At 63.0% G+C, this 15,264-nt stretch carries 3 protein-coding genes; 2 read left to right on the top strand and 1 reads right to left on the bottom strand.

The window, feature by feature from the left end; all coding sequences use genetic code 11:
* The first annotated feature begins 73 nt into the window (after positions 1–73).
* The gene (locus tag ACOYXI_RS10445) at positions 74–1,087 is read left to right on the top strand and encodes a GNAT family N-acetyltransferase (RefSeq protein ID WP_135296278.1); all 1,014 of its coding nucleotides are present in this window, start codon (positions 74–76) and stop codon (positions 1,085–1,087) included.
* A gap of 134 nt (positions 1,088–1,221) precedes the next feature.
* Here the strand turns inward: ACOYXI_RS10445 and ACOYXI_RS10440 are convergent, their stop codons facing one another.
* Positions 1,222–1,776: an RNA polymerase factor sigma-70 gene (locus tag ACOYXI_RS10440; protein ID WP_134786992.1), complete on the bottom strand. Its 555-nt coding sequence runs from the start codon at positions 1,774–1,776 to the stop codon at positions 1,222–1,224.
* Positions 1,777–2,145: 369 nt separating this feature from the next.
* Between ACOYXI_RS10440 and ACOYXI_RS10435 the strand changes: the two genes are divergently transcribed.
* Positions 2,146–15,144, top strand: coding sequence for a non-ribosomal peptide synthetase (locus tag ACOYXI_RS10435; RefSeq protein ID WP_461674814.1), 12,999 nt, complete (start codon positions 2,146–2,148; stop codon positions 15,142–15,144).
* The last annotated feature ends 120 nt before the right edge of the window (positions 15,145–15,264 follow it).

Here is a 15,264-nt window from a genome sequence, read left to right as displayed (position 1 = left end):
CCCGCCGGCTAAATTTTCCCGTGCGGCTCACGTCCCATCGTTGAACTGTCGACGATTATCGTGAGCCCGACCCATGTCCAATCTGAATGACCTGACTGCCCTGGCCTTGCCTTCGGGCAGTGAACTGGTAGCCGATGCTACTGAAAGCCGTCTGAGCCTGAGCCTGGACGGGCAACCGCTGGTTCGCTTGCGTCTGAATCGTGACGGCACCGGCCCGATTCAGCTCGATGAGCGTTTTGCCCTGCCGCCCGGCCTGGCGTTGTGGGCTGCCTGTTACTGGTTGTTCGCCCGTGAGCCGGAGCGCCAGCAATTGCTCTGGCAGCTGGATCAGCCACCCACCGAAGCCTTGCTCAGCGGCTTGCTGGTCAACACCGAAGTGGCCGGCGAATACCGTTGCGAGCGCACCCTGTTCTGGCAATTGCCGCAGCCATGGCTCGGTACATCGCTGAGCGGCAGCTACCCGCAACAAATGGTGATCAGCCAGGGCAAGCGCCATCCGCAGCGCCCGGTCAAGCCGCGCGGTGAAGTCTATCGACGTTTCGATGCACGCCTCGGGGCGTGGATTTCCCTGCGCACGCTGGAGATCGAGCAGGATCTGGCGCGGTTCAATCGCTGGCAGAACAGTCCGCGAGTCGCCAGCTTCTGGCAGGAGGAGGGCAGTCTTGAGCAGCATCGCGAATACCTGAGCAAGCTCGACGCCGATCCGCACACGCTGACGTTGATCGGCTGTTTCGACGATCAGCCGTTTGCCTATTTCGAAGCCTACTGGGCCAAGGAAGACCGTATCGCGCCGTTCTATGATGTCGACAATTACGACCGTGGCATTCACATGCTGGTGGGGGAAGAGAATCACCGTGGCCCGCACAAGGTCGCGAGCTGGTTGTCGGCGCTGGTGCACTATCTGTTTCTGGATGATCCGCGTACCCAGCGCGTGGTCGCCGAACCGCGTGCCGACAACGCGAAGATGATCGGCCACATGCAGAATCAGTGCTTCCACTGCGAGAAGGAATTCGACTTTCCGCACAAGCGCGCGGCGTTGATGATTCTGGGGCGTGAGCGGTTTTTTGATCGGTGCAAGCTGGCCTGAAGTGACAAGGCCTGGGATCTATTGCGGTTTCAAGTCTGCCTTCGCGAGCAAGCCCGCTCCCACATCGACCTGTGTACGCCGGTCAAATGTGGGTGCGGGCTTGCTCGCGAATGGCTTGACGCCGAATTCAGGGCTTAGCGACGACCCATCGAAGCCGCACCCCCACGACTGCCCGACACCTTGCGGCAGTGCACCAGCGCATCGCGAATCATGAAATTGACCAGGGTTGGCGAGACGCCGAGTTCCTTGGCGATGTCCTTTTGCGGCACGCCGTGCAGACGGTACATCTCGAAGGCGTAGCGGGTGCGGCTGGGCAGTTCGGTCAGCGCGTCGGCGATGTGTTCCAGCGTCGAGAAATTGATGTGCGAGGTTTCCGGCGAAGCGCCCTGAATGACCACATTCAACCCTTCCTCTTCCGGGCCTGAGTACTTCTGTTCCAGCGCCTGTTTGCGGTAGTGATCGATGGCGAGGTTGCGCACGATCTGGAACAGATAACTCAATTGCGCCTTGATCGACGACGTGATCGGCGGGGCCGACTGCAAGCGGAAGAACGCATCCTGCACCACGTCTTCGGCGCGCGAACGGCAGCCGGTAATGCGCGCTGCGATCTTCACCAGAATCAGTCGATTGTCGACGAAGGCCTGAAGTAGCGGTGAATCGCACCTGCTTGTGGATACTTGTTCCGTCATGGAAATCACCTTGCTGCCAATAGGTTAGTGGGACGCCAGGGGACGAGGCCGTCCTACACATCGAGCGACAAATTATGTTGAATGATAATGATTGTCAATTGAGAAAGAGAACTAATGCTCCGTAAAGGTGCGAATCGAGAACTGCGACACACCGCCACACCCCAGCCTCCGTTGGCGATCCAGCCTGCCGACTAATTATTTCAAGACGTCATCCGTTCTCATTGGTGAATGGTTCCGGGTACCGAGCCCCGGCCAGACAGCATTCCGATGCCTTGCGCGGTCGGCACAGACCGCGCCCTGCACGCCCTCGACCGGCGTGACGCAGCAACTCGATTCCACTTAGCAAGCCGAATTCAGGCAGGAAACCTCATGACCGACGCGTTCGAACTCCCCAGCACTCTGGTCCAAGCCCTCCAGCGCCGTGCGGCACAGACGCCGGATCGCCTGGCCCTGCGCTTTCTCGCCGAAACCGAGGAGCAGGGCGTGGTGCTCAGTTACCGCGAACTCGATCAACGCGCGCGGACCATTGCTGCCGCGTTGCAGGCCCAGGCTGAATTCGGTGATCGCGCGGTGCTGCTGTTTCCCAGCGGCGCGGATTACGTCGCGGCGTTTTTCGGTTGTCTGTACGCCGGGGTTATCGCCGTGCCGGCCTATCCGCCGGAGTCCGCCCGTCGTCATCATCAGGAACGCCTGCTGTCGATCATTGCCGACGCCGAACCGCGTCTGCTGCTGACCAGTGCCGACCTGCGCGATGCCTTGCAGCAAATCGACGGCGCGCCGCCGTTGCTGTGCGTCGATACCCTCGACAACGCCCAGGCCGAGCGCTGGGTCGAACCGACTTTGCCCGCAGACCACATCGCCTTCCTGCAATACACCTCCGGCTCCACCGCGCTGCCCAAAGGCGTGCAGGTCAGCCACGGTAATCTGGTGGCCAACGAGCTGCTGATCCGCCACGGTTTCGGCATCGACGTGAACCCCGACGATGTGATCGTCAGCTGGCTGCCGCTGTACCACGACATGGGTCTGATCGGCGGATTACTCCAGCCGATTTTCAGCGGCGTACCGTGCATCCTGATGTCACCCGCGTACTTCCTTGGTCGCCCGTTGCGCTGGCTTGAAGCGATCAGCCAATACGGCGGCACCATCAGCGGCGGGCCGGATTTCGCCTATCGTTTGTGCAGCGAGCGGGTCAGCGAATCAGCACTGGAGCGCCTCGACCTGAGCCGCTGGCGCGTGGCCTATTCCGGCTCCGAACCGATCCGTCTCGATACCCTTGAGCGCTTCGCCGAGAAGTTCACCCCGTGCGGCTTCAGCGAAGACAGCTTCATGGCCTCCTATGGTCTGGCCGAGGCGACCCTGTTTGTTGCCGGCACACCGCGCGGCACGGGCATTCCTGCGCTGCGTGTCGACGATCTGGCGCTGGCGCAAAATCGCGCCGAGCCGGGTGACGGCAGCCCGATCATGAGTTGCGGCATCAGCCAGCCTGAGCACGCGGTGCTGATCGTCGATCCGGGCAGCCTGCAAGAACTCAATGACAATGCGGTCGGTGAAGTCTGGGCCGCCGGGCCGAGCATCGCTCACGGCTACTGGCGCAACCCCGAGGCCAGCGCCAAGACCTTTGTCCAGCACGCCGGTCGCACCTGGCTGCGCACTGGCGATCTGGGCTTCATCCGCGACGGTGAACTGTTCATCACCGGGCGCCTGAAAGACATGCTGATCGTGCGTGGCCACAACCTCTATCCGCAGGACATCGAGAAGACCGTCGAGAACGAAGTGGAGGTGGTGCGCAAAGGTCGCGTCGCGGCATTCGCGGTCACTCAAGGCGGTGAAGAAGGCATTGGCATCGCCGCAGAAATCAGCCGCAGCGTGCAGAAAATCCTGCCGCCCGAAGCGCTGATCAAAGCTATTCGCCAAGCGGTGGCCGAGGCCTATCAAGAGGCGCCGAACGTGGTGGTGCTGCTCAACCCGGGCGCGCTGCCGAAGACGTCCAGCGGCAAGCTGCAACGCTCGGCGTGCCGCAATCGTCTGGCCGATGGCAGCCTCGACAGCTACGCGGTGTTCCCCTCCGCCGAGCTGCAAAGTACCGAGTCGACCCTGGCAGCTTCCGAGCTGGAAGCGCTGATTGGCAAGATCTGGGCCGAGCAACTCAACCTCAAACAGGTCAACGCCGACGACCACTTCTTCCTGCTCGGCGGCAACTCGATTGCGGCAACTCAGGTGATCGCCAAGGTGCGCGAAGAACTGGGCCTGGAGCTGAACCTGCGCCTGTTGTTCGAAGCACCGACCCTGTCGGCATTCGCCGCTGCCGTGGCGCAGCAGCAACAGGATGGCGGTAACGCCCAAGACGCAATCAACGCCTTGTCGCGCAGCGAAGCACTGCCGCAATCGCTGGCGCAAAACCGACTTTGGATCACCTGGCAACTCGACCCGCACAGCAGCGCCTACAACATCCCCGGCGCCCTGCGTCTGCGTGGCGAACTGGACGAGGATGCGCTGCGCACCAGCTTCCAGCAACTGATCGAACGCCACGAATCGCTGCGCACGCGTTTCTTCGAACGCGACGGTGTGGCGCTGCAACAAGTCGACGCCGCACCTGAATTCAACCTGCAACTGATCGACATCAGCGACCTGCCGGCGCACGAGCGTGAAGCCCGCGCGCAACAGATCCGCGAGGACGAAGCTCGCACCCAGTTCGACCTGGAAAAAGGCCCGCTGCTGTGGGTGACGCTGGTGCGTCTCGACGACGAAGATCACCAGTTGCTGGTGACGCTGCACCACATCATCGCCGACGGCTGGTCGCTGAACGTGCTGATCGACGAATTCTCGCGCCTGTACGCTGCGGCATTCCAAGGCCAGCGCGCCGAACTCGCGCCGCTGCCCACCCAATACGCCGACTACGGCAGTTGGCAGCGCCAGTGGCTGGCGCAAGGCGAGGGCGAGCGGCAACTGGCGTACTGGAAAGCCCGGCTGGGCGACGAACATCCGGTGCTGGAACTGGCCACCGACCACCCGCGTTCAGCCAGACAATTGCACAGCGCCGCGCGCCACAGTGTGCGCCTTGGCGTCAGCCTCAGTGATGCGATCAAGCAGACTGCGCAGGCGCATCAATCGACGCCGTTCATGCTGTTGCTCTCGGCCTTCCAGAGCCTGCTGCACCGTTACAGTGGTCAGCGCGATATCCGCATCGGTATCCCCAACGCCAACCGTCCGCGCCTGGAAACCCAGGGCTTGATCGGGTTCTTCATCAACACCCAGGTGCTGCGTGCCGAGGTTGATTCGCGGCTGTCGTTTGTCGAGTTGCTGGCGCAGACCCGCGAGGCTGCACTGGGTGCTCAGGCCCATCAGGATCTGCCGTTCGAGCAACTGCTCGAAGCGTTCCCGCAGGCCCGTGAACAGGGTCTGTTCCAGGTCATGTTCAACCACCAGCAACGCGACTTGAGTGCGCTCAAGCGCCTGCCGGGCCTGCTCGCCGAAGAACTGCCGTGGCACAGCCGCGAAGCCAAGTTCGACCTGCAACTGCACAGCGAAGAAGATCGCAACGGGCGCTTGACCCTGTCCTTCGACTACGCCGATGAACTGTTCGACGCGGCGACCATCGAGCGTCTGGCCGAACACTTCAGCAATCTGCTGCGCGCCGTCTGCGAACAACCGCAACAGGCGATCGGCGACCTGCCATTGCTGACTCCGTGCGAGCAGGAACAGCAACAAGCGTGGAGCGTCGCCCCGTGCACCCCGGCGCAACACTGGCTACCGGAATTGCTCAACGAACAGGCGCGCCAGACTCCGGAACGCACCGCGCTGGTGTGGGACGGCGGCAGTCTCGATTTTGCCGAATTGCACGCCCAGGCCAACCGCCTCGCGCACTATCTGCGCGATAAAGGCGTCGGCCCGGATGTGTGCGTGGCAATTGCAGCCGAGCGTTCGCCACAACTGTTGATCGGCCTGCTGGCGATCATCAAGGCCGGTGGCGCTTATGTGCCGCTGGACCCGGATTACCCGGCCGACCGTCTGGCCTACATGCTCAGCGACAGCGGTGTCGAGCTGCTGCTGACTCAGACTGCATTGCTCGACCGTCTGCCAGCCAGTGACGGCGTCAGCGTGATCGCCATGGACGCGTTGCACCTGGAAAACTGGCCCAGTCAGGCACCGGGTCTGCACCTGCACGGCGACAATCTCGCCTACGTGATTTACACCTCCGGCTCCACTGGTCAACCGAAAGGCGTCGGTAACACCCACGCCGCATTGGCCGAACGGCTGCAGTGGATGCAGAACAGCTATCGCCTGAACGACAGCGACGTGTTGATGCAAAAGGCGCCGATCAGTTTCGACGTGTCGGTGTGGGAGTGCTTCTGGCCGCTGATCACTGGCGCGCGTCTGTTGATCGCCGGCCCCGGTGAACACCGCGATCCGCATCGCATCGCGCAGTTGGTTCAGCAGTACGGCGTGACTACGCTGCACTTCGTGCCGCCGCTGCTCGCGCTGTTCATCGATGAGCCGCTGAGCGCCGAATGCACCAGCCTGCGCCGGTTATTCTCCGGCGGTGAAGCGCTGCCGGCGGAACTGCGCAACCGCGTGCTGGCGCAGCTGCCGGCGGTGCAACTGCACAACCGTTACGGCCCGACCGAAACCGCGATCAACGTCACCCACTGGCACTGCACCACGGCCGACGGCGAGCGTTCGCCGATTGGCCGGCCGCTGGGCAATGTGATCTGCCGCGTGCTCGACGCCGATCTCAATCCCGTGCCGGCCGGTGTGCCGGGTGAACTGTGCATCAGCGGCATCGGTCTGGCCCGGGGTTACCTCGGTCGCCCGGCGCTGACGGCCGAGCGCTTTGTAGTCGACCCGTTGGGCGAGCAGGGCGCACGTTTGTACCGCACCGGCGACCGTGCACGTTGGACCTCGGACGGCGTGATCGAATACCTCGGGCGTCTCGATCAGCAGGTCAAACTGCGTGGCTTCCGCGTTGAACCGGAAGAAATCGAGGCGCGGCTGCTGGCCCAGGACGGCGTCGCTCAAGCCGTGGTGCTGGTGCGCGACACCGCAGCCGGCGCGCAACTCATCGGCTACTTCACCGCTGTCGATGCCAGCGAAGATCAGCACGTGCATATCGCCCGCCTGAAAACCGCGCTGGCCGGCGAACTGCCGGAATACATGGTCCCGGCGCAACTGATGCGCCTGGACGCAATGCCCCTGAGCCCGAGCGGCAAGCTCGACCGTCGCGCCTTGCCCGAGCCGCAGTGGCAAGTGCGTGAGCATATCGAACCGGTCACCGAGCTGGAACAACAGATCGCCGCGATCTGGCGCGAAGTGCTGGGTCTGCCACGGATCGGTCTGCGCGACGACTTCTTCGCCCTCGGCGGGCACTCGTTGCTGGCCACACAAATCATCTCGCGTAGCCGTCAGGCCTGTGACGTCGAGTTGCCGTTGCGCGCCTTGTTCGAGCACAGCGAACTCGGCGATTTCGCCGAGCAGATCCGCCTGATCCAGGCCAGCGGCCAGACCAACCAACAGCCGCCGATTGCCAAAGTCGATCGCCGCCAAGCCGTACCGCTGTCCTATTCGCAGCAACGCATGTGGTTCCTCTGGCAGATGGAACCGGACAGCCCGGCGTACAACGTCGGCGGCATGGCGCGCCTGCGCGGCGTGTTGCACGTCGAGCATTTCGAGGCAGCCTTGCAGGCGTTGATCCTGCGCCACGAAACCCTGCGCACCACGTTCCCGAGCGTCGATGGCGTGGCCCGTCAACAGGTGCATGCCGAGACCGGCGTGCGCATGGGCTGGAAGGACTTCTCGAAACTGCCGGCTGACCAGCGTGAGCAGCAGGTCCAGCAACTGGCCGATGACGAAGCGCATCTGCCGTTCGACCTGGAAAGCGGCCCGCTGCTTCGCGCCTGTCTGGTGAAGACCGCCGAGCACGAGCATTACTTCGTGCTGACCCTGCATCACATCGTCACCGAAGGCTGGGCGATGGATATTTTTGCCCGCGAGCTCAGCGCGCTGTACGAAGCGTTCGTCGATGACCGCGATTCGCCGCTTGAAGCGTTGCCGGTGCAGTACCTGGATTACAGCGTCTGGCAACGGCAGTGGCTGGAGTCAGGTGAACGTCAGCGCCAGCTCGACTACTGGACCGCGCAACTGGGTCGCGAACATCCGTTGCTGGAACTGCCCGGCGACCGTCCGCGTCCGCCGGTGCAAAGCCATCAGGGCGAACTGTTCCGTTTCGATCTGAGCGACGATCTCGCCGCTCGCGTCCGTGCGTTCAATGCGCAAAACGGTCTGACCCTGTTCATGACCATGACCGCTGCGCTCGCCACCTTGCTCTACCGCTACAGCGGCCAGACCGACCTGCGCATCGGCGCGCCGGTGGCCAACCGGATTCGTCCGGAAAGCGAAGGGCTGATCGGCGCATTCCTCAACACTCAGGTGTTGCGTTGCCAGCTCGACGGCCAGATGTCGGTCGGCGAATTGTTCGAGCAAGTGCGCCATACCGTTATCGAAGGCCAGTCGCATCAGGACCTGCCGTTCGATCATCTGGTCGAAGCGCTGCAACCGCCGCGCAGTGCGGCGTACAACCCGTTGTTCCAAGTGATGTGCAACGTGCAGCGCTGGGAATTCCAGCAGAGCCGCATGCTCGCCGGGATGACCGTCGAGTACCTGGCCAACGATGCGCGGGCGACCAAGTTCGACCTCAACCTGGAAGTCACCGACCTCGACCATCGCCTCGGTTGCTGCCTGACCTACAGCACCGATCTGTTCGATGAACCGACCATTGCGCGTATGGCCAAGCATTGGCGCAACCTGCTGGAAGCGTTGATCGCCGATCCGCAACAGCGTCTGAGCCAATTGCCGCTGCTCGACCCGACTGAACAACAGCGGTTGCTCGACAGCCTCGGCGTTGAACCGGGCGAACGTCGTCTCGATCAGTGCATCCATCACCTGTTCGCCGAGCAGGCGCTGGCGCGCAAAGATGCCCCGGCCCTGACTTTCGCCGGGCAGACCCTGAGCTACGCCGAACTCGACGCTCGCGCCAATCGCCTGGCCTGGGCCTTGCGCGAGCGTGGTGTAGGCCCGCAAGTGCGGGTCGGTCTGGCGCTGGAGCGTTCGCTGGAAATGGTCGTCGGCCTGCTGGCGATTCTCAAGGCCGGCGGCGCTTATGTGCCGCTGGACCCGGAATATCCGCTCGATCGCCTGCACTACATGATCGAAGACAGCCGCATCGGTCTGCTGCTCAGCGACCGGGCGATGTTCACTGCCCTCGGTGATTTGCCGTCGAGCGTGGCGCGCTGGTGCCTGGAAGATGACAGCGCGGCGCTGGCGGATTACCCGGCCACTGAGCTGCCCTTTATCAGCCTGCCGCAGCATCAGGCGTACCTGATCTACACCTCGGGTTCGACCGGCAAGCCGAAAGGCGTGGTGGTGTCCCACGGTGAAATCGCCATGCATTGCCAGGCCGTGATCGAACGTTTCGGCATGCGTCCGGACGACTGCGAACTGCACTTCTATTCGATCAACTTCGACGCCGCCACCGAGCGTCTGCTGGTGCCGTTGCTCAGCGGCGCGCAAGTGGTGCTGCGAGCGCAAGGGCAGTGGGATGCGGAAGAAATCTGCGGGTTGATCCGCACCCATCGGATCAATGTGCTCGGCTTCACCCCGAGCTACGGCAGCCAGCTGGCGCAGTTCCTCGCCACGCAGAATGAAACTCTGCCGGTGCGGATGATCATCACCGGCGGCGAAGCGCTGACTGGCGAGCACCTGCAACGGATTCGCGCCGCGTTCAAACCAAGCCTGTTCTTCAACGCCTATGGCCCGACTGAAACCGTGGTCATGCCACTGGCCAGTCTCGCCCCGGAAGTGCTGGAAGAGGGCGCCGGCAGCGTGCCGATCGGCAGCGTGATCGGTGACCGCGTGGCGTACATTCTCGACGCCGATCTGGCGTTGGTACCGCAAGGCGCGACCGGTGAGTTGTTCGTCGGCGGCGCCGGTCTGGCGCAGGGGTATCACGACCGTCCGGGCATCAGCTCTGAGCGCTTCGTGGCTGACCCGTTTGCCGCCGATGGCGGGCGCATGTACCGCACCGGCGATCTGGTGCGCCAGCGCGCCGATGGTCTGGTGGAATACCTGGGCCGGATCGACCATCAGGTGAAAATCCGCGGTTTCCGTATCGAGCTGGGTGAGATCGAAACCCGTCTGCTCGATCACGCTTCGATCCGCGAAGCGGTGGTGCTGGCGCTGGATGCGCCGAGCGGCAAGCAACTGGTGGGCTACCTGGTCAGCGAAGTTGCCGAGCAAGGCGAAGCGCAACAGGCCGAACTGCGTGAAGCACTGAGGTCGCACCTCAAGGCACAACTGCCGGATTACATGGTGCCGACGCACCTGATCCTGCTGGCGAGCATGCCGCTGACCGCCAATGGCAAACTCGACCGCCGCGCCTTGCCGGCACCGGATCCCGAGCTGAACCGTCAGCACTACGTCGCGCCGAGCAATGAGCTGGAGCAGATCCTGGCGCAGATCTGGTGCGAGGTGCTCAACGTCGAGCAGGTCGGTCTCAACGACAACTTCTTCGAACTCGGCGGCGACTCGATTCTGTCGATTCAGGTGGTCAGTCGTGCGCGGCAGCAGGGCATTCATTTCAGCCCGCGGGATCTGTTCCAGCATCAGACGGTGCAGACCCTCGCCGCTGTCGCCAGCCGCAGCGAGCAAGTCACTGCCGAGCAGGGACTGGTGCTCGGTGAGTCGGCGATGACGCCGATTCAGCACTGGTTCTTCGACATTGATATTCCCGAGCGTCAGCACTGGAACCAGGCGCTGCTGCTGGAGCCGACAGTGGCGCTGGAACCGCATCGTCTGGAGCAGGCGCTGCTGGCAGTGATCGAACAGCACGACGCCCTGCGTCTGCGCTTCACCCAGGTCAACGATCAATGGCAGGCAACGCATCAACCGGTGTCCGACGCCGAGGTGTTGTGGCAGGTGCGGGTGGCGGCGATGGACAAGTGCGCAGCGCTGTTCGCTGATGCCCAGCGCAGTCTCGATCTGCAGAACGGCCCGCTGCTGCGCGCCTTGCTGGTGGATGGTCCCGAAGGTCAGCAACGCCTGTTCATTGCGATTCACCACTTGGTGGTCGACGGTGTGTCGTGGCGCGTCTTGCTCGACGATCTGCAAACCGTGTACCGCCAGCTCGAAGCCGAACAGTCGGTAAAACTGCCGGCGAAAACCAGTGCCTTCAAGGACTGGGCGGCACGTTTGCAGGCTTACGCAGGCAGCGAATCACTGCGTGAAGAACTGAACTGGTGGCAAACCCAACTGGCCGGATCGAACGCCGATCTGCCGTGCGAAAACCCGCAGGGCGGACAACAGAATCGTCACGCGCAAACCGTCAGCGTGCGCCTCGATGCCGAGCGTACCCAACAACTGCTGCAACAGGCGCCGCGGGCCTACCGCACGCAGGTCAATGACCTGCTGTTGACCGCGCTGGCCCGTGTGCTGTGCCGTTGGAGCGGTCAGCCGTCGGCACTGATTCAACTGGAAGGCCACGGCCGCGAAACGCTGTTCGACGAGATCGACCTGACCCGCACCGTCGGCTGGTTCACCAGCGCCTATCCATTACGCCTGACCCCGCACAACATCGAAGAGGCCGCCGGGCAGGGCGCTTCGATCAAGGCGATCAAGGAGCAACTGCGCGCGGTACCGCACAAAGGCCTCGGTTATGGCGTGTTGCGTTATCTGGCCGATGACCTCAGTCAGCGCAGCATGGCGGCGTTGCCGAATGCTCCGGTGACCTTCAACTACCTCGGCCAGTTCGACCAGAGTTTCGCCAGCGATGCGCTGTTCCGTCCGTTGGACGAGCCGGTCGGTGCGGCCCACGATCCGCAAGCGCCGTTGCCCAACGAGTTGAGCATCGACAGTCAGGTGTACGGCGGCGAACTGCTGCTGCGCTGGACTTTCAGTGCCGAGCGCTACGAGGCGCAAACCATCAACGATCTGGCCGACGCCTACCTCGGCGAGCTGCAAAGCCTGATCGAACATTGCCTGCAAGACACGGCCGGTGGCCTGACGCCGTCGGACTTCCCGCTGGCGAAACTGACCCAGGCGCAACTCGATGCACTGCCGGTGCCGGCGGCGCAGATCGAAGATGTCTACCCGCTGACACCGATGCAGGAAGGCATGTTGCTGCACACCTTGCTCGAACCGGGCACCGGTCTGTACTACATGCAGGATCGCTACCGTATCAACAGCGAGCTCGATCCCGAGCGTTTCGCCCAGGCCTGGCAAGCGGTGGTCGCCCGTCATGAAGCGCTGCGTGCATCGTTCTGCTGGAACGTCGGCGAGGACATGCTGCAAGTGATCCACACCCCGGGTCGCACGCCGATCGAGTACCTGGACTGGAGCGCCGTTGCCGAGGACGAGCAAGAACCGAAGCTGCAAGCGCTGCTGAAAAACGAGCGCGAGGCCGGGTTCGATCTGCTCAATCAGGCACCGTTCCACCTGCGTTTGATCAAGGTCGGCGCAGCGCGTTACTGGTTCATGATGAGTAACCACCACATCCTGATCGATGCCTGGTGCCGTTCGCTGCTGATGAACGATTTCTTCGAGATCTACACTGCTCTCGGTGAAGGTCGCGACGCACAGTTGTCGCTGCCGCCACGTTACCGCGACTACATCGGCTGGCTGCAACGCCAGAGCCTGGCCGAGGCACGCCAGTGGTGGCAGCAGAACCTGCAAGGTTTCGAACGCACCACGCCGATCCCGAGCGACCGGCCGTTCCTGCGCGAACACGCGGGCGAAAGCGGCGGCATGATCGTTGGCGACCGCTACACCCGTCTCAACGTTGAAGATGGCGTCCGGCTGCGCGAGCTGGCCCAGGCCCATCAACTGACCATTAACACCTTCGCTCAAGCGGCATGGGCCTTGGTGCTGCGCCGCCTGAGCGGTGATCGCGACGTGCTGTTCGGCGTAACCGTGGCCGGGCGCCCGGTGGAAATGCCGGAGATGCAACGCACCGTCGGCCTGTTCATCAACAGCATTGCGCTGCGGGTGAAAATGCCTGAGGACGATCAGCGCAGCAGTGTGCGGCAGTGGCTGAGCGCTTTGCTCGACAGCAACATGCAACTGCGCGAGTACGAATACCTGCCGCTGGTAAACATTCAGGAGCAGAGCGAATTGCCGAAAGGCCAGCCGCTGTTCGACAGTCTGTTCGTGTTCGAGAACGCGCCGGTGGAAGTCTCGGTGCTGGACCGTGCGCAGAGCCTCAACGCGACTTCTGACTCCGGTCGAACCCACACCAACTTCCCGCTGACGGCGGTGTGCTACCCGGGCGATGACCTCGGTCTGCACCTGTCGTACGACCAGCGCTATTTCGACGAATCGACGATCGAGCGCATGCTCGCCGAGTTCAAGCGCCTGCTGCTGGCACTGGTCGATGGCTTCCATGGCGACATGGCTGACCTGCCGCTGCTGGGCTTTGATGAGCAGGACTTCCTGCTGCACGGCTGCAACCAGAGCGCGCACGATTATCCGCTGGAGCAGAGCTACGTGGCGTTGTTCGAAGCGCAGGTCGCGGCGCATCCGCAGCGCATCGCCGCCACGTGCCTTGATCAGCAACTGAGCTATGCCGAGCTCAACCTCAACGCCAACCGCCTCGGCCATGCACTGGCCGCCGCCGGGGTGCAGTTGGATCAACCGGTAGCGTTGCTGGCCGAACGTAATCTGGATCTTTTGGGGATGATCATCGGCAGCTTCAAGGCCGGTGCCGGTTACCTGCCGCTGGATCCGGGCCTGCCGAGCCAGCGTCTGCAACGCATCATCGAACTGAGCCGCACGCCAGTGCTGGTGTGCAGCGAAGCCTGCCGCCAACAGGCGCAGACTTTGCTCGATGAGTTCAGCTGCGCCAACCGTCCACGGCTGTTGGTCTGGGAGGAGATTCAGGCTGCTGCGACTAGCGCCGAAAACCTCGGTATCCACAGCGGTCCAGACAACCTGGCCTACGTGATCTACACCTCGGGTTCGACCGGGTTGCCGAAAGGCGTGATGGTCGAGCAGCGCGGCATGCTCAACAACCAGTTGAGCAAGGTGCCGTACCTGCAACTGACGGACGCCGACGTGATCGCGCAGACCGCTTCGCAAAGCTTCGATATTTCGGTCTGGCAGTTCCTCGCCGCACCGTTGTTCGGGGCGCGGGTGGACATTGTGCCGAACACTATCGCTCACGATCCGCAGGGGTTGCTGATGCATGTGCAAGCGCAGGGCATCACCGTGCTCGAGAGTGTGCCGTCGCTGATTCAAGGCATGCTCTCTTCTGATCGCCTGAGCCTCGATGGTCTGCGCTGGATGCTGCCGACCGGTGAAGCCATGCCGCCGGAACTCGCGCACCAATGGCTGCTGCGTTATCCGCAGATCGGTCTGGTCAACGCTTACGGCCCGGCGGAATGCTCCGATGACGTGGCGTTCTTCCGTGTGGACATGGCTTCGACTCGCGGCAGCTATTTGCCGATCGGTACGCCGACCGACAACAACTTGCTGTATCTGGTCGATGGCGCGCTGGAACTGGTGCCGCTGGGCGCGGTGGGTGAGTTGTGCGTGGCCGGGACCGGTGTCGGTCGCGGTTACGTCAGCGATCCGCTGCGCACCGCGCCGGTATTTGTGCCGAACCCGTTCGGCGCGCCGGGCGAGCGTCTGTATCGCACCGGTGACCTCGCGCGGCGGCGCAGTGACGGGGTGCTGGAGTACGTTGGCCGGGTCGACCATCAGGTGAAGATTCGCGGTTACCGCATCGAACTGGGTGAAATCGAAGCGCGTCTGCATGAACAGCCGGAAGTCCGCGATGCGGCGGTCGGCGTGCAGGAAGGCGTGAATGGCAAGCACTTGGTCGGCTATCTGGTCGAGGCGGATTCGGCGCTCAACCCGAGCGAACGTCTGGAGCGGATCAAGCAACGCCTGCGCAGCGAACTGCCGGAATACATGGTGCCGCTGCACTGGTTGTGGCTCGATCAGCTGCCGCACAACGCCAACGGTAAACTCGACCGCAAGGCCTTGCCGGCGCTGGAGATCGGTCAGTTGCAGAGCCAGGATTACCTGGCCCCGCGCAACGAACTGGAGCAGACCCTGGCCGACATCTGGGCCGAGGTGCTCAAGGTCGACAAGGTCGGTGTGCGCGACAACTTCTTCGAGTTGGGCGGGCATTCGTTGCTGGCTACGCAGATCGCCTCGCGGGTGCAGAAAACCCTGCAGCGCGATGTGCCGCTGCGGGCGATGTTCGAGTGCAGCACGGTGCAGGAACTGGCCGAGTACATCGAAGGCCTGGCGGCGAGTGACATGACCGAGGACAAGGTGGATCGCTTGAATGATCTGATGGCGGAGCTGGAGGGCTTGTAATCTTCGGCGTCTGTACCGGCCCCTTCGCGAGCAGGCTCGCTCCCACATGGGTTTTGTGTCGATCACAGATCCCCTGTGGGAGCGAGCCTGCTCGCGATTGGGGCGGCACATTTTCAGACA

This window comes from Pseudomonas sp. G3-19, from assembly GCF_054855875.1.
This window is presented reverse-complemented; position numbering and strand designations above follow the sequence as displayed.

Bases quoted from the DNA above. Each gene is read 5' to 3' on its own strand.
- ACOYXI_RS10445 (WP_135296278.1), top strand. From the start codon at position 74: ATGTCCAATCTGAATGACCTGACTGCCCTGGCCTTGCCTTCGGGCAGT.
- ACOYXI_RS10440 (WP_134786992.1), bottom strand. From the start codon at position 1,776: ATGACGGAACAAGTATCCACAAGCAGGTGCGATTCACCGCTACTTCAG.
- ACOYXI_RS10435 (WP_461674814.1), top strand. From the start codon at position 2,146: ATGACCGACGCGTTCGAACTCCCCAGCACTCTGGTCCAAGCCCTCCAG.